This window comes from Streptomyces griseochromogenes (assembly GCF_001542625.1).
Classification (GTDB): Bacteria; Actinomycetota; Actinomycetes; order Streptomycetales; family Streptomycetaceae; genus Streptomyces; species Streptomyces griseochromogenes.
Map to the genome: position 1 here is coordinate 2,651,688 of NZ_CP016279.1, position 19,569 is coordinate 2,671,256.

Here is a 19,569-nt window from a genome sequence, read left to right on the forward strand (position 1 = left end):
GAGTTGAGCATGGCCTACGTCATCGGACTGCCCTGCGTCGACATCAAGGACCGTTCCTGCATCGACGAGTGCCCCGTGGACTGCATCTACGAGGGCCGCCGCGCCCTGTACATCCATCCCGACGAATGCGTGGACTGCGGCGCCTGCGAACCGGTGTGCCCGGTCGACGCCATCTATTTCCAGGACGACCTGCCCGACGAGTGGGGCGACGACCACGCGGCCTCCAACGCCGCCTTCTTCGAGGGCCTCGGCGAGCCCGGCGGCGGCAGCTCCCTCGGCCCCCAGGACCACGACTCCCCGCTGGTCAGCGCGCTCCCGAAGAAGGTGTCGGCATGAGCGGCATCCTCGCCGGCAAGCGGATCCTGGTGACCGGGGTCGTCACGGACGCCTCCATCGCCTTCCATGTGGCCCGGATCGCCCAGGAGGAGGGCGCCGAGGTCCTGCTGACCGGCTTCGGGCGGCTCACCCTCATCGAGCGGTTCGCCTCGAGACTGCCCGAGCCCGCCCCGGTCATCGAGCTGGACGTCACCGACCAGGACCACCTGGACCGCCTCGCCGGGCGGATCGGCGAGCACGCCGACTCCCTCGACGGCATCGTGCACTCCATCGCCTACGGCCCGCAGGGTGCCTTCTCCTTCCTCGACGGCACCTGGGACGACGTGTCGACGGCCGTGCACGTCTCGGCGTACTCCCTGAAGTCGCTGACCACCGCCTGTCTGCCGCTGCTGGAGAAGCGCGGCGGCTCGGTCGTCGGGCTCACCTTCGACGCGGCCGTCGCCTGGCCGCACTACGACTGGATGGGCGTCGCCAAGGCCGCCCTGGAGTCCACCAGCCGCTATCTGGCCCGCGACCTGGGCGGCCGGGGCATCCGCTGCAACCTGGTCGCGGCCGGGCCGCTGCGCTCCATGGCCGCCAAGTCCATCCCCGGCTTCGCCGACCTGGCCGACGTCTGGACCACCGACCGGGCCCCGGCCGGCTGGGACCTCACCGACCCGGAACCGGCCGCGCGCGCGGTGGTCGCCCTGCTGTCGGACTTCTTCCCGCGCACCACGGGCGAGATCGTCCACGTGGACGGCGGGGTGCACATGACGGGCGCGTGAACGACGGCACGCGAAAGGGGCGGGAGCCGGACTCCCGCCCCTTTCCCGTGCGTTACTCGGTCTTCCCGCCCGGCAGGATCCGCCGGAACCCGGTGTACGGGACCAGCGCCTCGGGCAGCAGCACCGAACCGTCGCCCTGGACGCCCTGTTCCAGCAGCGCGGCCACCGTCCGGCCGATCGGGAGCGCCGAGCCGTTCAGGGTGGCCGCCGGAGTCTTGCGGCCGTCGGCCCGCTTGACCCGGATGTCGGCGCGCCGGGCCTGGAAGGTGCCGCAGTCGGACACCGAGGAGATCTCCCGGTAGGAGCCGCCACCGGGCAGCCACACCTCGATGTCGTACGTCATCCGGGCCGAGAAGCCCATGTCGCCGGCGGGCAACAGCACGGTACGGAAGGACAGTTCGAGCCGGCGCAGGCACTCCTCGGCGTGCGCGACCATCAGGTCCAGCTGCTCCTGGGCCGCCTCCGGGGAGCAGATCCGCACCAGCTCCACCTTCTCGAACTGGTGCAGCCTGAGCACGCCCCGGGTGTCCCGTCCGTACGCCCCCGCCTCCGCGCGGAAGCAGGGGGTGCGGGCGGTGAACGCGTACGGCAGGCTCCGCGCGTCCAGGAGCTGTCCGGCCACCAGGTTGGTCAGCGGCACCTCGGCCGTCGGGATCAGGAACAGCTCCCGGTCGCCGACCTGGGTGCGGAACAGGTCCTCCTCGAACTTGGGCAGCTGTCCGGTGCCGGTCATGGTGTCCCGGCCGACCAGGAACGGCACCGACTGCTCGGTGTAGCCGTGCTCGCGGGTGTGCAGGTCCAGGAAGAAGTCGCCAAGGGCCCGCTCCAGACGCGCCCCGGCGCCGTGCGCGACGCTGAACCGGGCGCCGGACAGCCGGGCCGCCGCGGGGGAGTCCAGGATGCCGAGCGCCTCGCCGATCTCCGCGTGATGCCGTGCCCCGTCCGCCGGACGCGGGGCCGGACCCCCGCGCCGTATCTCCACCGCCTCCTTCTCCGAGTCACCGTCCGGTACGACGTCCAGCGGCAGGTTGGGGATGCCGAGCAGCAGATCGGTCAGCTCACCGGCGGCCGAGCGGGCGGCGGCCTCCGCCTGCTGCACCTCGGCGCGCAGCGCCCGGGCGGCCTCCTTCTCCGCCTCGGTGGGAGGCCCGGAGCGGCGGGCCTTGGCCGTGCGGTTCAGTTCGGTACGCAGCCGCGTGACCTCCCCTTGCGTGGCCGCACGGGCGCGCAGCGCGGCCGTCAGCGTGTCCAGGTCCAGGTGGTGGCGGCGGCGGGCCAGGCGCCGTACGGCGTCCGGGCCGGCTTCGATCAGCTGCTGGGCGTCATGCATGGCGGTCTCCTGACAGGGCGGGGGCGGCGGGCGGCAGATCCGGTACGGCGGTGTGCCGGACACCGAGCAGGCGGTAGCGCACCGGCTGGGCCGAGCGCAGCCGGGCGGCGTACAGCAGGCCGCCCAGGGCGACCAGCGGCAGCAGCCAGGGCAGGGCGGCGATCACCCGGGACGGGGAGCCGGTGAGCATGTCGAAGTTGCCGACCACCAGCCAGACGGAGGCGGCCAGGCCCGCGAAGCCCAGCAGCGGGGCCACGGTGTCCCGCCACCAGTGCCCCCGCCCCTCGCCGCGCAGCCGCAGCCCGAGCACGGACAGCGCGGCCAGCGCCTGCAGGGCGACGATGCCCAGGGTGCCGAGGCCGAGCATGCTGGTGGTCAGATCGGCGTACGGGTCGAGACCGGCTACGGCGAAACCGGCCACGACGACCGCGGTCAGCGCGCTCTGCGCGAGGCTCGCCCGGTGCGGGGAGCGGTGCCGGGGGTGCTCGGCGGCCAGCGCCCCGGGCAGCAGGCCGTCCGCGGCCAGCACCTGGGCGTAGCGGTTGGCCGCGCTGTGCAGGGCCAGCGTCGCGGCGAACAGGCTGGTGCAGAGCAGGATCTGCAGGCCCGTGCTGCCCGCCTTGCCGAGGAAGTCGTCGCCGAGGACGAAGAACAGGTCGCCCATCTGCTTGCCCGCGACCTCGCGCACCCGGTCGCTGCCGACCGCGCCCACCGCCAGCCAGCTGGTCAGGGCGTAGAAGCCGGCGATCAGGACGACGGCCGCGTAGGTGGCGCGGGGCACACTGCGCCGCGGGTCCTTCGCCTCCTTGCCGTACAGGGCGGCCGACTCGAAGCCGATGAAGGACACGAACGCGAACATCAGCGAGACGCCGGCGCCGTGCCCGGCCGCGACGTGCGGGGAGAAGGAGGCGGTGGGCAGGGCGTGCACGCCGTGCCGGGCGAGGATCGCCACGTCCAGGGCGGCCAGCACACCGATCTCGCCGAGCATCAGCAGGGCCAGCACCCGGGCACTGAGCGCGATCTCCCGGTACCCGAGCACGGCCGTCAGCACCAGCCCGACGGCAGCGCACCACTCCCAGGACACCGTCAGCCCGTGGGCGGCGAGCACCAGTTGGGTGAAGTAGCCGAGCGCGCCCGCGAGGCCGATGGTCGCGCAGTTGTAGGAGAGCAGGGCCACATACCCGGCCGCCACCGCCGGCGGCCGGCCGAGTCCGTCGGCCACGGAGGCGTAGAAGCCGCCGGAGCCTCCGGTACGGCGGGCACTGACCGCGTACCCCACCGAGAAGCACAGCAGGGTGACCCCGGCGAACAGGAAGGCCGCGGGCACACCGGCTCCGTCACCGAAGGCGAAGGCGAGGGGGACCGTGCCGACCATGGCGGAGAGCGGGGCCGCGGCGGCGACGATCAGGAAGAGGATGTGCCCGGTACCGAGCCGGCCGGACGGGGGAGGGGAACCGCTGGTGGACATGGGGACTCCAGAGCAGGGAGGGGACGTACGGGGAACAGCCGCCCGCGGAGACTTCTCGGCGGACGGCTGTGTGAGCGCCCCGGAAGGGGCTCGGGCCTGCATCGATGTGCGGCTCCGCCGCGCGGGCGCGACCAGCCACAGCCGGCCCGCAGACGAACGACTTGCACTACGCCGGGGCAATCGCCAGCGCCGTGTTCTGCCCACCGAATCCCAGCGAGTTGCTCAACGCCAGATCGATGGGCATCTCGGTCAGCGTCTGGGCCAACTTCACCTCGATCCGAGGATCAGGCATGACCAGGTTGGCCACGGGCGGAATGACTTCATGCTCGACACTCAGCACGGCGAACGCGGCCTCGACCGCACCCGCCGCTCCGAGCAGATGACCAGTGACTCCCTTCGTGGAGGTGACCACCGGTTCCCCGCGCAGGGTCCGCTGGATCATCCGCGCCTCGGACAAATCGTTGAGCGGCGTCGACGTACCATGCGCGTTGACGTGCTGGACGTCGTCCGGGTCGGCACCCGCATCGGCCAGCGCCGCGCGCACCGCGGCCTCGATGCCCGCACCGTCGGGATGCGGCGACGTCACATGGTGCGCGTCAGCCGTCGCGCCGTACCCGATGATCCGCCCGTGGACGTGCGCGCCCCGGGCCCGGGCGTCCGCGACCCGCTCCATCACGAGGATCCCGGAGCCCTCACCGGCGACGAAGCCGTCCCGGTCCACGTCGAAGGGACGGGACGCGGACGCGGGGTCGTCGTGGCGCTTGGACAGCGCGCCCATCTGCGCGAACCCGGCCATGACCAGCGGGGTGATCATGGCCTCGCTGCCGCCGGCCAGCACGATGTCGCACCGGCCGAGCGCCAGCAGGTCGCGGGCCGTCCCGATGGCGGTCGCGCCCGACGCGCAGGCCGTCGCCACCACCAGGTTGGGTCCGGTCGCCCCGAACTCGATGGCCGTCTGACCGGCCAGCATGTTCGGCAGCTGCATGGGCAGCAGCAGCGGCGACACCCGGTCGGCGCCCTGCTCGCGCAGCACATGGTGCTGGTCCTCGACCGTGCCGGGACCGCCGTCGGCGCAGCCCAGCACCACACCGACCCGCGCGCCGTCCCAGGTCTGCGGGTCGAGGCCCGCGTCGGCCACCGCCTCGTGCGCGGCGACCAGCGCGAACTGAACGAAGCGGTCCAGACGGTGCGCGCGTCGCGCACTGAGCAGGGTCTCGGGGTCGAAGCCGGGCACCCGGCAGGAAATCCGTACGAGGTTGTCCGCCAGCATCGGATCGAGGGCGGCGGCCGGCCTGCCGTCGCAGACCGCCGCCCAGCTCGGCCCGACCCCGATCCCACCCGGGGTGACCAGACCGAGCCCGGTGACGGCGATGTCCATGCCGGCCATCAGACCTTCGCGCTCCGCTCCTCCATGAGCCGGACCATGTCGGCCACGGTCTCGGCCTCCAGGAGGTCGTCGTCGCTGATGTCCAGATCCAGCTCGGACTTCAGCAGCAGCGACAGCTCCACCACGGCCAGCGAGTCAAGCTCGATGTCCTCCCTGGTGGCCTCCGGGGTGATGGCCTCGGGCGACACCTTGAGCTTGTTGGACAGTATTTCCTTGAGCTGCTCCAGCATCTCGGTTCCTTTCGAAGGTGTACGCGCCCCGCGTACCGCTGAATCGATATGAGTGACTGACGGTCGGTCAAATGGTCTGCAGCTCCGGCCAGACGACCGTGGCCGCGCCCCACGAAAGGCCTCCGCCGAACGCGGTGAGCAGCACCCGGTGGCCCGCGGCGAGCCGTCCCTCGGCGGTGGCCTCGGCGAGCAGCAGCGGAATCGAGGCGGCGCCGGTGTTGCCGACCCGCGCGATATTGCTCAGCTGCCGCTCGGCGGGGATGCCGAGCCGGTCCGAGACGGCGTCCAGGATCCGGGCGTTGGCCTGGTGGGCCACGAACCGGTCGACGTCCTCCAGCCGCCAGCCGGTCCGTTCGGCGGCCTCGGTGGACGCGGCGGTCATCCGCTCCACCGCGTGCCGGTACGTCTCCCGGCCGATCATCCGGAAGTAGTGCTCCTCCGGAGCGGCCGGGCGGTCGGTGGACCGCTGCCGGGAGCCGCCGGCCGGCACCTCGATCAGATGGCTCAGCTCGCCGTCGCTGCCGAGCACCAGCGGGCCGATCGCCCCGGGTTCTCCGGCCGAGCCGGCGCGCAGCACCACCGCGCCCGCGCCGTCCGCGAAGATCACCGCGGTGGTGCGGTCCCCGGGGTTGATGATCGTGGTGAAGGCGTCCGCCGCGATCAAGAGCACCCGGTCCGCGACCTGGGCCGCGATGAGTCCGGCCGCCGAGGCCAGGCCGTACAGGAACCCGGAGCAGACGGCCGCCACGTCGAAGGCGGGCACCGTCCCGAGCCCCAGTCGCGTGGCGACCTGCGGTGCGGTCGCCGGGCAGGGCTGGTCCGGGGTGGTGGTGGCCAGCACCACTGCCCCGACCTGTTCGTCGCCCGACGACTTCAGCGCCCTCAGGCCCGCCTCCACCGCCAGGTCGCCGGTGGAGGTGCCCGGGGAGATGAAGTACCGCTCGCCGATCCCGGTGCGCGACCGGATCCAGGCGTCGGAGGTGTCGAGGCGGGCGGCCAGGTCGTCGTTGGTCACCACGTTGGGCGGGACGTACGACCCGATGCCGGTGACGACCGCCGCCCGCCCGGTACTCATACGCCCGCCTCCGAGGCGAGGACCTCGACGGGCAGGCCCATGTACGCCATGCGGACCTCGGCCATCTCGTCGGTCCACCGCTCGGCCATGTCGTAGCGTTGCTCGGCGGTGGTGTCGAGCAGCCGCACGCCGGGCCAGATCTCGTAGTCGCCGATCAGATCGGCGTGCTGGAACATGCCCTCCTGGAAGAGCTCCTCGCGGTGGATGACGAACTCCCGGTCCGGGATCTCGTCCCACAGCTTCACGCCCGAGCGCAGGATCTCCAGCAGCCGCGGCTTGTACTCCGGGTGCTCGATCACGTGGTCGCGCAGGATGGTGCTGGCCACGGTGAGGTGACGGATCTCGTCGATCGCGGTGCCGCGCGAGATCTCGCCGGTCGCGGGGGAGAGCGGGGTCCACTTGCGCTCGCTCAGCTCGGCCGCCGGGGCGAGCACGCCCTCGATGATGATGGCGAACACGGCGACCCCGCCGGCGAAGTCGGCCTGGTCCCGGACGATGTCCAGGGTGAAGTCCACCACCGGGTCCAGGACCCGCCTGCGGTAGTCCCTGGCCATCTCCTCGATGTCCTTCAGCAGCGTGTTCTCGGGCACGCCCAGCTCCACCAGGTGCCGGCGGAAGACCCGGGCGTGCCGGGCCTCGTCGATCAGCTGGGTGGCGTAGAACTCCATCTGCGGGATGCCGGGCGCGATGGACACGTAGTGGCCGAGCAGCCGGGTGGCCAGCTCTTCCGCCAGGGCCCGGAAGCCGAACTCCAGCACCAGTGCCCGGCGCAGCGGGCCGGGCGCCTTCAGGAAGCCGGGCGTGCGGGCGTTCTCGTGGTGGCCGGTCACCCCGCGGTCGCGCAGCGTGCCCTGGGCCACCGAGGTGATCCAGTAGGCGAGGTCGCACTCTTCGGGGCCGAGGGTGAGTTCCTTCGCGCCGTCCAGCAGACCGGGCGCCTTGTCCCAGTCCGCTTCGGGTGCCACAGGTGCGGTCATGATGCGGCGGCCTCCTTCGCCGGGCGCAGGGAGCCGGCGAACAGCCCGCCGGCGTAACTGAACAGGGGGAGCCCGTCGTCGGCCGTGGCGCGCACGACGTGGCCGAGCAGCAGCTCGCTGTCGCCCGCCGCGTGCGCGGAGTGGAACCGGCAGACGTAGTGGGCGAGCGCGCCCGCGATCAGCGGGGCGTGCGCGTACCGGTCCGTCGTCCAGGCCAGGCCCGCGAAGGCCGCGTCGCCGTCGGGACGGGAACTGTCCGCGAACCGCCGGGCCACGTCGGCCTGGTCGCCGCCGAGCACATTGATCGCGAACCGTCCCTCGGCGGCGGCCAGCCGGGCGAAGGACGAGCCCGCCCGCAGCACCACACCGACCAGCAGGGGCGCGCGCGAGACCAGGGTGACCGTGCTCGCGGTCGTGCCGTGCATCCGCTCCTCGGGGCCGGTGGTCAGCACCGACACCGGGGAGGCGAGGTGGTACAGAGCCCGGCGGCGCTCGGCCGGGTCCTGCCGGACCACCCGGACGTCGGTCGCGGTGGTCATCGCACGGCCTCCGTCTCCCGTACCACCGGCCGCGCCGGAACGTGCCCGACGGGCACCGGGTCCATCGCGTGACCCACGGGCCCCGGGTGGGGCAGGCCCAGGTCGTCGAGGAGGCGCAGATAGCCCTCCTGGCGCACCGGCTCGAAGGGCAGCGCGAAGGACTTCATGAAGTTGCCGAACAGGCCGCGGTCGCCGAACAGATGGAACGGCAGCACCAGCAGCGCCCACTCGGGCTTGACCAGCCAGCACCACAGCGCGGCCACCGCGCCCTGCGTGATGAGACTGTGCATGACGTTGTAGAGGACGTAGTACGCCTTGGGGATCGGCCGGCCGCCGCTCCTGCGGAACGCGATCGCGCCCGGGATGTAGCCGATCAGGTCGATGTACAGGAACAGCCCGAGCGCCGGCAGCCAGCGGATGTCGCCGAAGTGGTAGACGATCAGGCCGGTGGTGACGGCGAGGCCCACCAGGTACTCGGCACGGTGCAGCGAGTAGGTGCGCGGTGTCTCGAACGGGTTCGCCTGGTCCATGGTCAGCTCCTCGGCGGATTCCTAGGCGCCGACCGCGGCGGGCTCGGTGAGTTCGATGCCGCCCCGGATGCGCACGGCCGGATACAGCCCGGTCAGCGCCCAGGCGACGGTCTCCTTGATGACCCGCTCGGCGATCGGGTCGAGGATGCCCTCCAGGCTCGGGATGCCGAAGTCGAAGTCGGCGTCGAAGCGGACGGCGACGTCGGCGCCGTCCTGCTGGACCGACCAGGTCCCGGAGAAGGAGTCGAAGTCGCCGTCGGACTGCTCGAAGCGGATCTCGCCGCTGTCCGGCAGCACCACGTCGTCCTCGGTCCAGCGCAGCAGGCCGCTGCGGAAGTGCAGCTCCCAGCTGGAGGAGGCCTTCGGGTCGGGGTAGGAGGCGTGCACGGTGGTCGCGTTGACGTGGGGCGCCAGGTCCGGGTACTTCTCCCAGCGCCGTACGGCGTGCAGGACCGTTTCGGCCTGCTCCGCGGGTATCAGGGCATCGAGTTCGACGTGCCGCACGATCAGTTACCGCCTTCCGGCATCTTGGCCGCGCCCTTGATCAGGTCGCGGGTGGCCAGGTCGAAGGAGTCGACGAGGAAGTCCACGTCGGTGTCGTCCAGCACGGCGGGCGGGGTGAACCGCACCACCGAGCTGCCGTTCATGGAGTGGTTGGCGACCACGCCGTGGTTGAACAGCTCGATCAGCAGCTCGCCGGCCAGACCGGCCTCCACGAGCTCCACGCCGATGAGCAGGCCCCGGCCGCGCACGTCCACCACCAGCTCGGGGATGTTGCGGTGGGCCACCTCCGCGATCCGCGGGAGCAGCCGGGAGCCGAGGTCCATGGCCCGGGTGACCAGGCGCTCCTCCTTGACGGCCCGGATCGCGCCCTGCACCGCGGCCATCAGCACCGGCTGCCCGGAGAAGGTGGCGGTGTGGACGTAGGGGTCCTTGTCGAAGGGGCGGAACGCCTTGCGGGTGGCGACGGCCGCCGACACCGGCATCACCCCGCCGCCGAGCGCCTTGCCGGTGAGCAGCACGTCCGGGACGACGCCCTCGATGTCGGCGCCCCACCACTCGCCGAGCCGGCCGAAGCCGGACTGCACCTCGTCGAGGATCAGGAAGCCGTCGTACTCGCGGACCATCTCCTCGACCCGCTTGAGGTAGCCCTTGGGCGGGACGATCACGCCGCCCTCGCCCTGGACCGGCTCCAGGATCACGCACACCTCGCCCGGGTGCGCCCTCAGCTCGGCCTCCAGGGCGTCGGCGTCGCCGTACGGCAGATGCTGGAAGTCGGGGACGAGCGGGCGGAACGGCGCCTGGTAGACGTCCTTCGCGGTCGCCGACAGGGCGCCCAGCGTCTTGCCGTGGTAGCCGCCCCGCATCGAGATCGTCCGCTTGTAGCCGCCCGCACGGGCCAGCTTCAGACCCGTCTCCACCGCCTCCGCGCCGGACAGCGCGAAGTGCACGCGGTCGAGACCGGCCGGCAGCACCGACACCAGTGCCTCGGCGGCGCGGGCCACCGTCGGCTCCAGCAGGATGCGGGTCGCGGTGGGGTGGGTGCGCAGCTGGCGCTCCACCTCCTCCATCACGATCGGGTGCCGGGCGCCCATGATGAACACGCCGTAGCCGCCGGCGTTCAGGAAGCGCTCACCGTCGCTGGTGGTGAGCCAGGCGCCCTCGGACGCCACCTCCATATGGCTGCCGAACAACTCGGCCAGCGTGGCCCGGCCCTTGCTGAGGTGGGCCCGGTACAGATGGAGAATCTCCGCCTCGTCGACGACGGCCGATGTCGCCGGAGACTCTTGAATGACGGTCACGTGTCGCTCACTCCAAAGGGGTTGGGTGGGGGAAGCGCCCCGAAGGGGCGCGGGGCTCTGCCGTTACGCGGCTCCGCCGCGCGGCCGCGACCGGCCGCGTTCGGCCCGCAGCCGCCCGCTCGGCTCTTCCGGCCGGGCTCTACGCCAGAACCAGCGGCCCCCCGCCGAAGTACGCGAGAAGCGGCTCCGAGGCGGCGATACGGGACGGCGGATGGAATGCCAGCGCACGCGTAGCGGCGGCGGCTTGCGCACTCGCCGAGTTGCTGATGAACTCCAGCCCGCCGAGCAGCTCCAACGCCCGCCCGACGATGTCCGGCAGCGCGTTCTGCACCGCGTACCGGGCCACCAGCACCCGGGCCACCGACTCCTCGTCGCCGGGCTCCGCGCCGGTGCCGCGGGCCACGCCCTCCAGCAGGGCGAGGGCGGCCTCCATGTCGACGGCGAGCGCGGCCCGCTCCTCGGCCCCGCCGCGCTTGCGCTCCAGCACCTGCTCCACCAGCGCGGCGGCGGCGCCCGCGTACCCGGCGGAGATCAGCATCTCGAACCACACGAACCCGGCCGACTGCAGGTCGTCCAGGCGCGTCGGATCGTCGGCGCCGGCCCGTACGACCATCTCCGCCGGGACGAACACGTCCTCCAGACGCACCTCGTCGCTCTCCGCGCCGGCCAGCAGGTCGTTGCCCCAGAAGTCGTGCACGGACATGCCGGGCGCGTCGGCGGGCACCAGCGCGAGCGCCAGCTCAGGCTCGCCGCCCTCCTCGCCGTGGATGGCGATCGACGCGGTGAGCAGGCTCATCGAACGGGACAGGCTGCACGGCTTCTTCGAGCCGGACAGCAGGAACCCGCCCTCCACCGGGCGCGCGGTCACGGCCGGCTTCAGGATGTTCTGGGCGGTACGGCCCTCGGCCCAGCCGGAGGCCATCACCTGCTGCTCGGGCACGATCCGGTGCAGCAGATCGGTCTGCGCGTCACTGAGCCGGCCCGACTTGACCGCCAGCGAGTACAGCATCGCGGCGGTGAAGTGGTGCATGGACACGGCCGCGACCAGCGACGGCGAGAGCGCGCCGAGAGCCAGCTGGACCCGCAGCGCCTCGAGCGGGGCGGCGCCGTGACCACCGTAGGTCTCGGGTATGAGCAGGCCGACCCCGCCGTGGATGCGGAAGAGGTCGATCACGGGGCTGCCGGGCCGCTCCCGCTCGGCGTACGGAATCTGGTCCAGCTCCTTGAGCAGTCCGGGGTGGAACCGCTCGCAGACGGTCCGGGCAGCATCGAGGGAACGCACGGGAAACCTCCGGAAGACGTCGAAACGGGCTGTCAGGCGCCGAAGACCGCGTCGTACGGGCTCACGTCGCGGGCGATGCTGACTCCCTGCACGTGGGAGGTCTTGAGCATCGGGTAGTTGGCCTCACCGAACGCGCCGCCGGTGCGGCCGGTGCCGCCGTGGCTCGGCAGGTAGGGCAGGAAGCCGATGTGGGAGTCGTTGACCTTCAGCAGACCGCCGTTGACGGTGCGGCGCACGAACGTCTCGATGACATGGTCCGAGCGCGACCACAGGGAGTTGCGCAGCCCGTAGTCGTTGCTGTTGACGAACTGCAGGAAGGCCTCGAGCAGGGCGTCGTCGTTGTCGCGTTCGGCGACCACGATCGGGACCAGCGGGAAGAACGTCTCCTCCCGGACCACGTCGTAGGTCCGAGCCCGGTCCAGGCCGTCCACTCGCACCACCGTCGGCTGCAGGAAGACACCCGTCTCGGAGACGGTGCCGTCGACCTCGGTGCGGTTGCCGCCGGTGACCAGCTCGGCGCCGTTGTCCAGCGCCTGGCGCAGCAGCCGGAAGAACCGCTCGCTGCGCCTGACCGGCGACAGCAGCACGTCCTCCTCCTCGGGCAGACCCGGCTTGATGCCCTTGACCTGCTCCTTCACCTCGGCGATCAGCGCCTCGGCGATCTCCGGGTGCACCAGGACGTAGTTGGGCACCATGCAGATCTGCCCGGAGCCGTAGAAGGCCTCCGTGATGGCCTCGGCCGCCCACTTCACGTCGGCGTCCTTCCACACCACGATGCCGTCGTTGCCGGCGAGTTCGAGGATCGGCTTCTTGCCGTGCGCCACGCAGCTCTGCTCGAAGCGCAGGCCCTCCTGGCTGCCGCCGATGTAGAAGATGTCGTTGATCAGCGGGTCGGCGATCCAGCGGTCCATGGTCTGCTTCGGGTTGGAGCACACCGCGTTGAGCACCCCGGCCGGCGCGTCGGCCTCCTCCAGCAGCGGGGCGACGATGTCGCGCAGCAGCCACATGGTGGACAACGCGATGCTGCGCGGCGCCCGCACCACCACGGCGTTGCCCGCCATGAGGGCCAGCACGCACAGAGCGGCACTGGGCAGCGGGGCGTTCTGCGGCGGGTTGAAGGCGACCACACCGTCCGGCTGGCGGTGCAGGATCAGCTTGCGGCCGTTGTACTCCTTCTCGACCCGCATCTGCTTCAGGTACCAGCGCAAAGAGCCGGGTGCGTAGATCTGCAGCAGGCAGCTCAGCTCCCAGCGGGCCAGCTTCACCGGGTGGGACTCGGCGACCAGCATCCGCAGGAACTCGTCCTGGTGCTTGATGAGTTCCTCACGGAAGCGGGTGCCCAGCTGCATCCGCCGCTCCAGCGGTACGGCCGCCCAGTCGGGGGCGGCCGCGGCGGCCGCCTGGGTGGCCAGGTCGATGGCGGAGTCGTCCGCGATCGCGCAGCGCCCGACGACGTAGGGGTGCTTGGCCGCCTCGGACTCGGGGTCCTGTTCGAGGGAGCGCTTCAGGCTCACGCTGGTGAACACGTCTTCCAGCAGGGATCGCCCACTGACGGTGTAGACCCACCCGTCCCCGGCGACGTCCTTGCCCGCGATGTAGAGGTCGTAACTCTTCAATCCGGAAGGTGCCTCAGCACTCTCCTCCTGCGCGGCTTCGCGAAGCATCTTCAGCCTTTCGGATATGGCGTGTGGATTTCTTGAAGCAATGCGAGCCTGGCAGCGGAATCTGACCCCGCGCTGACGCCTGACTGACCGGCCTGATCCGGCCAACCCGGCGGCCTTCGGCCGTCAGCGGTGCGTCAGCCGGCGCTGCTTGCATGACCACATGCCACCTGTCGACAGCACGATCGAGCGACTGCGCGACCTGCCGCGCAGCGAACTCGCGGAGGAAATCGAGACAATCGTCCTGGAGAAATTCAAGGTCGTTCTCCTCATGGACGATTCCGAGGATCTTCCGCTCGACGTCAGCTATTTCGATCTCGGCCTCACCTCGCTGCGGCTGACCGAGATACGGCAGAGCCTGGAACAGCTCCTGGACCTGTCGATCAACGTCAACGTGCTCTTCAACGAGCCGACGATCACCCACCTCGTGGACCACCTGACCCAGGCCATCCAGGAAAGCTGAGGAGTCGCTCCATGCCGCGTACGGAATCAGAGCAGGCGCCCGAGCCGGTCGCGATCGTCGGAATCGGTCTGCGGTTCCCCGGCGGCAGCGGCTCGCCCGACGAGTTCGACGCCTTCCTGCGGGAGGGCCGCAGCGGAATCGGCCCGATACCCCGGGACCGCTGGGACGTCGAGGCGTTCACGCCCGAGGGACCCGACGACAAGGGCAAGATCCGCGCCTCGGGCGGCGGATTCCTGGACCGTATCGATCTGTTCGACGCGGGCTTCTTCAACATCTCGCCGAAGGAAGCCCGTTACATGGACCCCCAGCAGCGGCTGCTCCTGGAGACCGCCTGGCAGGCCCTGGAACACGCCGGTATCGACCCGGCGCCGCTGCGCCGCGGCAACGGCGGCGTGTACATCGGCGCCAGCTCCATCGACTACGCCCTGGAGCTGGACTCGCTGCCGTACGAGGAGATGGACGGCCACCTGGCCTCGGGTATCACCATGTTCCCGCTGTCGGGCCGGCTCTCCTACTTCCTCGGCTGGCGCGGCCCGAGCATGAGCGTCGACACCGCCTGCTCGTCCTCCCTGGTCGCCCTGCACCTGGCCGTGCAGGCGCTGCGCGCGGGCGAGAGCGACATCGCGCTGTGCGGCGGCGTCAACGCCCTGCACCACCCCCGCATCCCGGTGATGTTCTCCAACGCCCAGATGCTGGCCCCGGACGGACAGTGCAAGACCTTCGACGAGGCCGCCGACGGCTACGCGCGCGCCGAGGGCTGCGGCATCATCGTCCTCAAGCGGCTGTCCGACGCCGAGCGCGACGGCGACCGGATCCTCGCCCTGGTGCGCGGCACCGCCGTCGGCCAGGACGGCGACAGCGCCGGCCTGACCGTGCCCAACGGCCCCGCCCAGGAGAAGGTGATCCGCAGCGCACTGGCCGCCGCCCGCCTCGCGCCCGAGGACATCCAGTACGTCGAGGCGCACGGCACCGGTACCCCGCTCGGCGACCCCATCGAGTTCGGCGCCATCGGCGACGTGTTCGTCGACTCCCACACCAAGGACCGGCCGGTGCTGGTCGGATCGGTCAAGACCAACCTGGGCCACATGGAGCCCGCCTCCGGCATCGTCGGTGTCATCAAGACGGTGCTCCAGCTGCGCTCGGCCACGGTCTATCCGCACATCAACCTCCACACGCCCTCCGGGCGCATCCCCTGGGACCTCTACCCGGTGCGGGTGCCCACGGCCTGCGAGCCGTGGGAGGCCGAGGTCAGGCGGGCGGTCGTCAACAGCTTCGGGTTCGCCGGGACCATCGGCGCGGTGGTGCTGGAGCAGGCGCCCGAACAGCCTGCCGCGCCGCAGACCACCGGAGCCGCGCCGCTGTTCACCCTGTCCGCGAAGAACGCCACCGCCCTGCGTGAACTCGTCGACGGATACCGCCGGTTGCTGGAGGAGCGGCCCGAGCTCCCGGTGGCCGCGCTGTGCCACAGCGCCAACACCACCCGCGCCCACCACCCCTACCGCATCGCCGCGCCCGTCGCCGACCGCGCCGCGCTGGCCAAGCTGCTGGAGAGGGCCGCCGGGCAGGAGCACGAGGGGCCCTCGGGCATCCGCAAGACCGCGTTCATGTTCACCGGCCAGGGCTCCCAGTACGCCGGCATGGGCGCCGCCCTCTACGAGGCGTTCCCCGTCTTCCGCGCCCGGGTCGACGAGTGCGACCGGCTGTTCGCCGGACACCTCGGCCGCTCCGTGCGCGAGCTGCTGCTCGGCACCGCGGCCGACCCCGAGGCCATCGACCGCACCGAGTACACCCAGCCCGCCCTGTTCACCCTGGAGTACGCCCTCGCCCAGCAGTGGATGGCCTGGGGCGTGCGCCCGAACGTGCTCATCGGGCACAGCATCGGCGAGGTCGTCGCCGCCGCCGTCGCCGGACTGTTCAGCCTGCCCGACGCCGTCACGCTGGTCGCGGCCCGCGCCCGGCTGATGCAGTCGGTGCGCAGTGAGGGCGGCATGGCCGCGATCACCGCACCGGTCGAGGAGGTCGCCCCGCTCCTGGAGGGCCACGCCGACCTGGCGCTGGCCGGGGTCAACGCCGTCGACCAGACGGTGATCTCGGGCGCCACCGCCGCCCTCGACGAGGTCGTCGCCCACTTCACCGAGCAGGGCGTCCGCGTCGAGAGCCTGAAGGTCTCGCACGCCTTCCACTCGCCCCTGATGGCCGAGGTCTACGACGACTTCCGCGCCGCCCTCGACGGCATCACCTTCCACGAGCCGAAGATCAGCCTCATCTCCAACGTCACCGGACGCCTCGCCCGGTTCCGCGAGATCGGCACCCCGGACTACTGGGTGCGGCACATCGGCGAACCCGTCCGCTTCCTCGACGGCATCAGGGCCGTCGCCAAGCGCGGCCGGCACGCCCTGATCGAGGTCGGCCCGCAGGCCGGGCTCACCGCGCTCGCCCGGCGCAGCGTCACGGTCGAGGACCATCTGTGGCTGGCCAGCCTGCGCCGCCGCGACACCACCACCGCGACCACCCTCACCGCGCTCGCCGGCTACTACGCGGACGGCCTCACCGTCTCCTGGGACGGCTACCACGCCGGCCACCCCGCCCCCGCCCGGGTGGACCTGCCGACCTACGCCTTCCAGCGCAAGCGCTACTGGCTGCCCACCGCCACCCCCCGCAGGGCCGCCGCGAACGGCAGCCCACGGCACCTGCTGCTCGGCATCGAGGAGCGGTTCGCCAGCGGGGTACGGGAGTTCAACGCGGAGTTCACCACCGAGGAGCTCGGCGCGCTCGCCGACCACTCCGACGGCGGCCGTACCGTCCTGCCGGCCGGCGCCTACGTCGACCTGCTGCTCGCCGCCCAGGACGCGGCCTGGGGCCACACCCGCTCCGCCGTGCGCGACCTGAGGCTGCTCGCCCCGCTGGAGCTGCCCGCCGAGACCATGACCGCGCTGACCACCCGCTGGCGGCCGCGTCACGGCGGCGGCGCCGAGGTGGAGGTGTTCACCGTCGTCGGAGGCGAGGAGAACCTGCACGCCACCGCGGTCGTCGCCGCCGAACGCGAACCCCTCGTCCCCGTCTCGGAGCTGGCCGAGCTGGACGCCACCCTCGCCCCGGCCGGGCAGCAGATCGACGACGAGGACATCTACACCGACCTCGCTTCCGTCGGCCGCCCGCAGGGCCCCCGGATGCGGCTGCTGCTGCGCGCCGCCCGGCACGGCGACGGCCTGGTCACCGGCGAGCTGACCGGCCGCGACGCCACCGCCGTCGAGCACGTCCCGGCCGAACTGCTGGAGGCCGCGGTCCAGGCCCTGGTCGTCCTCGACCCCGAGGGCCCGGTGTTCGTGCCGCGCGAGATCGCCTCCGTACGGCACTTCCGCAAGCCGCGCGGCGAGAACCTGCGCGTCCTCGCCCGCATCCGCGGCGAGCAGGACCGGCGCCTGGCCGACGTCCTGCTGCTGGAGAACGGCGACCCGGTCGCCGAACTGCTCGGCGTCCGCATGGCCCGCCCCGAGGGCCGCGTCGGCCGCCGCCAGTTCCTGCACCGCCCCGACTGGGTGCGCCGGGCCCTGCCCGCCAAGGAGCACGCGCCGTCCCGGCACATCGTCCTGCTCGACCCCTCCGCCGTCCGCGCCGCCGAACTCGCCGCCGAACCCGGCCTGAAAGTCACCTGGCTGCCCGATCTCACCGACCTCAAGGCCGCCCTGGAGGACCCCACCGTCACCGACGTCTGCCGGATCTGGCGGCAGCTGCCGGCGCCGATGTCGGCCGGCCGGCTGCGCGCCGAGTGCGAGGTCAACTACCACGAACTCCTCACTCTCATCGGCGCGTTGGACGCCTGCGGCACCCCCCGGCCGCCCCGGCTGTGGCTGGTCACCGAGGGTGCCCAGTGGCTGCCCGGCGACCCGGCCGGCGACGGCGGGCACCTCGGCGCCGCCACCCTGTGGGGCTTCGGCCGGGTGCTGCTGACCGAGTACCCGCAGTACCGCGCGACGCTCGTGGACCTCGCACCGGGCAGCGGCCTCGCCCCGCTCGCGGACGAATGGCGCAGCGAGCCGCCCGGCGAGTACCAGGTCGCCCACCGCCCCGGCCGCCGCTATGTGCGCCGGCTGCTCGCCGGTGACTCCACGCTCACCTGGACCGGGGGATTCGAACTGCGCGCCCCCTTCTCCGGGGACCTCTCCGACCTGGCCCTGGCATCGGTCACCGACCGGGCGCCCGCGGCCGAGGAGGTCCAGGTCCGCGTGCACACCGTCGGCCTGACCGCCGAGGACGCCCGCACCGCCCTCGACACCGGCCGCGCCGAGCGAGCGGAGGAGGACGCGACCGAGGAGGAACCCCCGCCGCTGCTGGGCCAGTTGGCCCGCGGCACGGTCCTCGCCGCCGCCGACGGCACCGGCTTCGCAGCCGGCGACGAGGTCCTCGTCCGGCACGACGGCACCTTCCGCTCCACGCTCACCGTGCCCGCGGTGGCCGTCGTCCACGCCACCGGCTCCGACGACACCGCGCCCCGCTTCCGCCTCGACGAGACCGGCGAGGCCCTGCGCACCGCCCTGTCCGACCCGGCGGGACGGACCTGGGTGACCCTGCCCGAGGACCCGGCCGAGGAGCGGCCCGACCCCGTCGACGAGGGCCCGGCCGGACTCCGCCCCGACCGCACCTACCTGGTCACCGGCGGTCTCGGCGGCCTCGGCCTGGTCACCGCCCGCAAGCTGGCCGCCCTCGGCGCCCGGCACCTGACCCTGGTCAGCCGCAGCGGCCGCGCCACCGAGGAGGCCTCACCGCTCCTCGCCGACCTCGCCGCCGACGCAGAGATCGACGTCGTACGCGCCGACATCTCCCGTGCGGAGGACGTCCAGCGCCTGGTACGGCACCTGGCGGCCGGACCGTACCCGCTCGGCGGGATCGTGCACGCGGCCGGCTCCTACGACAAGAAGCTGATCTCCGAGCTGACCTGGGAGTCCATCGACGCCCAGCTGGCGGCGAAGGCCTACGGCGGCTGGCTGCTGCACGAGGCGGCCGAGGAGTCCTTCCCCGAGCTGGAGTTCTTCGTCACCTACTCCTCCATCGCCTCCGTCCTCGGCGGCGCCACCCAGGGCCACTACGCCGCCGCCAGCGCCGCCCTCGACGCACTCGCCGAGTGGCGCGGCCGGCGCGGGGTGCCGGGGCTCTCGGTGAACTGGGGCGCCTGGGCCCGGGTCGGCATGTCGGCCCGCCTGGAGGAGCACCTCAGCCAGGAGATCGAACGCAGCGGCGTCCGCTTCTTCTCCCCGACCCGGGCCCTGGACACCCTGGCCCGGCTGTGGGGCCGGCCACGCACCCAGCGGATCGTCGGCGAGTTCGACTGGGACCGCTATGTGTCGGGCAGCGCCACCGGCGACCTGTTCTACGACCGGCTCGCCCGGCAGACCCCCGACGACGACGGCACCGGGATCGACCTCACGGCGCTCGCCGCGCTGCCCGAGGCCGAACGCCTGGCCACCGTCACCGGTGTGGTCCGCGACAAGGTCGCCGCCGTCCTGCACCTGGAGGAGGGCGACGAGCTGGACGTGTCCACCGAGTTCGTGTCGCTCGGCCTGGACTCCCTGATGGCTCAGCAGGTCAAGGCCGCGCTGGAGCAGACCTTCCGGCTGGCCCTGCCGGCCTCCCTCACCCACGACCACCCCACGGTCCGCGCACTGGCCCGGTTCGTCGACGGGCTGCTCGGCCCGGTACCGGCGGCGTGACAGCCCCAAGGGACGGG

The 19,569-nt window shown here is 72.3% G+C and carries 16 protein-coding genes; 4 read left to right on the plus strand and 12 right to left on the minus strand.

Annotation, left to right across the window (positions count from 1 at the left end; all coding sequences use genetic code 11):
• Positions 1-9 precede the first annotated feature (9 nt).
• Together fdxA and fabI are read left to right on the plus strand one after the other, a co-directional pair.
• On the plus strand, positions 10-336 hold the full coding sequence (gene fdxA, locus AVL59_RS11285) for a ferredoxin (protein WP_067302300.1): 327 nt from the start codon (positions 10-12) through the stop codon (positions 334-336).
• Positions 333-1,100, plus strand: coding sequence for an enoyl-ACP reductase FabI (gene fabI / locus AVL59_RS11290; RefSeq protein ID WP_067302301.1), 768 nt, complete (start codon positions 333-335; stop codon positions 1,098-1,100). The genes fdxA and fabI overlap by 4 nt, the downstream gene beginning before the upstream one ends.
• Positions 1,101-1,152: 52 nt before the next feature.
• Here fabI and serS read toward each other — a convergent pair whose 3' ends face one another.
• From serS to AVL59_RS11350, 12 genes are all read right to left on the minus strand, one after another.
• Positions 1,153-2,430, minus strand: coding sequence for a serine--tRNA ligase (gene serS, locus AVL59_RS11295; RefSeq protein WP_067302304.1), 1,278 nt, complete (start codon positions 2,428-2,430; stop codon positions 1,153-1,155).
• Positions 2,423-3,898 carry an APC family permease gene (locus AVL59_RS11300; protein ID WP_067302306.1) on the minus strand — a complete coding sequence of 492 codons (1,476 nt, stop codon included), beginning with the start codon at positions 3,896-3,898 and terminating at the stop codon, positions 2,423-2,425. The genes serS and AVL59_RS11300 overlap by 8 nt, the downstream gene beginning before the upstream one ends.
• A 166-nt stretch (positions 3,899-4,064) precedes the next feature.
• A complete protein-coding gene (locus AVL59_RS11305) occupies positions 4,065-5,285 on the minus strand; it encodes a beta-ketoacyl-[acyl-carrier-protein] synthase family protein (protein ID WP_067302309.1) in 1,221 nt (406 codons plus the stop codon).
• Positions 5,285-5,515, minus strand: a complete 231-nt coding sequence (locus AVL59_RS11310) for a phosphopantetheine-binding protein (protein ID WP_046422004.1) — start codon at positions 5,513-5,515, stop codon at positions 5,285-5,287. Before AVL59_RS11310 ends, AVL59_RS11305 begins: the two co-directional genes overlap by 1 nt.
• A gap of 67 nt (positions 5,516-5,582) precedes the next feature.
• Positions 5,583-6,590 carry a beta-ketoacyl-ACP synthase III gene (locus tag AVL59_RS11315; protein ID WP_067302312.1) on the minus strand — a complete coding sequence of 336 codons (1,008 nt, stop codon included), beginning with the start codon at positions 6,588-6,590 and terminating at the stop codon, positions 5,583-5,585.
• Complete coding sequence (locus tag AVL59_RS11320; protein WP_067302315.1) at positions 6,587-7,567, minus strand: ferritin family protein; 981 nt, start codon at positions 7,565-7,567, stop codon at positions 6,587-6,589. Before AVL59_RS11320 ends, AVL59_RS11315 begins: the two co-directional genes overlap by 4 nt.
• On the minus strand, positions 7,564-8,106 hold the full coding sequence (locus AVL59_RS11325) for a flavin reductase family protein (protein WP_067302318.1): 543 nt from the start codon (positions 8,104-8,106) through the stop codon (positions 7,564-7,566). The genes AVL59_RS11320 and AVL59_RS11325 overlap by 4 nt, the downstream gene beginning before the upstream one ends.
• Positions 8,103-8,636: a hypothetical protein gene (locus tag AVL59_RS11330; protein ID WP_067302321.1), complete on the minus strand. Its 534-nt coding sequence runs from the start codon at positions 8,634-8,636 to the stop codon at positions 8,103-8,105. The genes AVL59_RS11325 and AVL59_RS11330 overlap by 4 nt, the downstream gene beginning before the upstream one ends.
• Before the next feature lie 21 nt (positions 8,637-8,657).
• Positions 8,658-9,140, minus strand: coding sequence for a type II toxin-antitoxin system RatA family toxin (locus AVL59_RS11335; RefSeq protein WP_067302323.1), 483 nt, complete (start codon positions 9,138-9,140; stop codon positions 8,658-8,660).
• Between the two features lie 2 nt (positions 9,141-9,142).
• Positions 9,143-10,438, minus strand: a complete 1,296-nt coding sequence (locus tag AVL59_RS11340; protein WP_067302325.1) for an aspartate aminotransferase family protein — start codon at positions 10,436-10,438, stop codon at positions 9,143-9,145.
• 139 nt (positions 10,439-10,577) lie between these two features.
• Positions 10,578-11,720, minus strand: coding sequence for an acyl-CoA dehydrogenase family protein (locus tag AVL59_RS11345; RefSeq protein ID WP_067302327.1), 1,143 nt, complete (start codon positions 11,718-11,720; stop codon positions 10,578-10,580).
• A 32-nt stretch (positions 11,721-11,752) separates the two neighbouring features.
• Positions 11,753-13,384, minus strand: a complete 1,632-nt coding sequence (locus tag AVL59_RS11350) for an aldehyde dehydrogenase family protein (protein ID WP_067302330.1) — start codon at positions 13,382-13,384, stop codon at positions 11,753-11,755.
• Positions 13,385-13,544: 160 nt separating this feature from the next.
• Here AVL59_RS11350 and AVL59_RS11355 point away from each other — a divergent pair, with 160 nt between their 5' ends.
• Together AVL59_RS11355 and AVL59_RS11360 are read left to right on the plus strand one after the other, a co-directional pair.
• Positions 13,545-13,844, plus strand: coding sequence for an acyl carrier protein (locus AVL59_RS11355; protein WP_067302332.1), 300 nt, complete (start codon positions 13,545-13,547; stop codon positions 13,842-13,844).
• 11 nt (positions 13,845-13,855) lie between these two features.
• Complete coding sequence (locus tag AVL59_RS11360) at positions 13,856-19,552, plus strand: type I polyketide synthase (RefSeq protein ID WP_067302334.1); 5,697 nt, start codon at positions 13,856-13,858, stop codon at positions 19,550-19,552.
• Positions 19,553-19,569: the final 17 nt, after the last annotated feature.

Bases quoted from the DNA above. Each gene is read 5' to 3' on its own strand.
- fdxA (WP_067302300.1), top strand. From the start codon at position 10: ATGGCCTACGTCATCGGACTGCCCTGCGTCGACATCAAGGACCGTTCC.
- fabI (WP_067302301.1), top strand. From the start codon at position 333: ATGAGCGGCATCCTCGCCGGCAAGCGGATCCTGGTGACCGGGGTCGTC.
- serS (WP_067302304.1), bottom strand. From the start codon at position 2,430: ATGCATGACGCCCAGCAGCTGATCGAAGCCGGCCCGGACGCCGTACGG.
- AVL59_RS11300 (WP_067302306.1), bottom strand. From the start codon at position 3,898: ATGTCCACCAGCGGTTCCCCTCCCCCGTCCGGCCGGCTCGGTACCGGG.
- AVL59_RS11305 (WP_067302309.1), bottom strand. From the start codon at position 5,285: ATGGCCGGCATGGACATCGCCGTCACCGGGCTCGGTCTGGTCACCCCG.
- AVL59_RS11310 (WP_046422004.1), bottom strand. From the start codon at position 5,515: ATGCTGGAGCAGCTCAAGGAAATACTGTCCAACAAGCTCAAGGTGTCG.
- AVL59_RS11315 (WP_067302312.1), bottom strand. From the start codon at position 6,590: ATGAGTACCGGGCGGGCGGCGGTCGTCACCGGCATCGGGTCGTACGTC.
- AVL59_RS11320 (WP_067302315.1), bottom strand. From the start codon at position 7,567: ATGACCGCACCTGTGGCACCCGAAGCGGACTGGGACAAGGCGCCCGGT.
- AVL59_RS11325 (WP_067302318.1), bottom strand. From the start codon at position 8,106: ATGACCACCGCGACCGACGTCCGGGTGGTCCGGCAGGACCCGGCCGAG.
- AVL59_RS11330 (WP_067302321.1), bottom strand. From the start codon at position 8,636: ATGGACCAGGCGAACCCGTTCGAGACACCGCGCACCTACTCGCTGCAC.
- AVL59_RS11350 (WP_067302330.1), bottom strand. From the start codon at position 13,384: ATGCTTCGCGAAGCCGCGCAGGAGGAGAGTGCTGAGGCACCTTCCGGA.
- AVL59_RS11355 (WP_067302332.1), top strand. From the start codon at position 13,545: ATGCCACCTGTCGACAGCACGATCGAGCGACTGCGCGACCTGCCGCGC.
- AVL59_RS11360 (WP_067302334.1), top strand. From the start codon at position 13,856: ATGCCGCGTACGGAATCAGAGCAGGCGCCCGAGCCGGTCGCGATCGTC.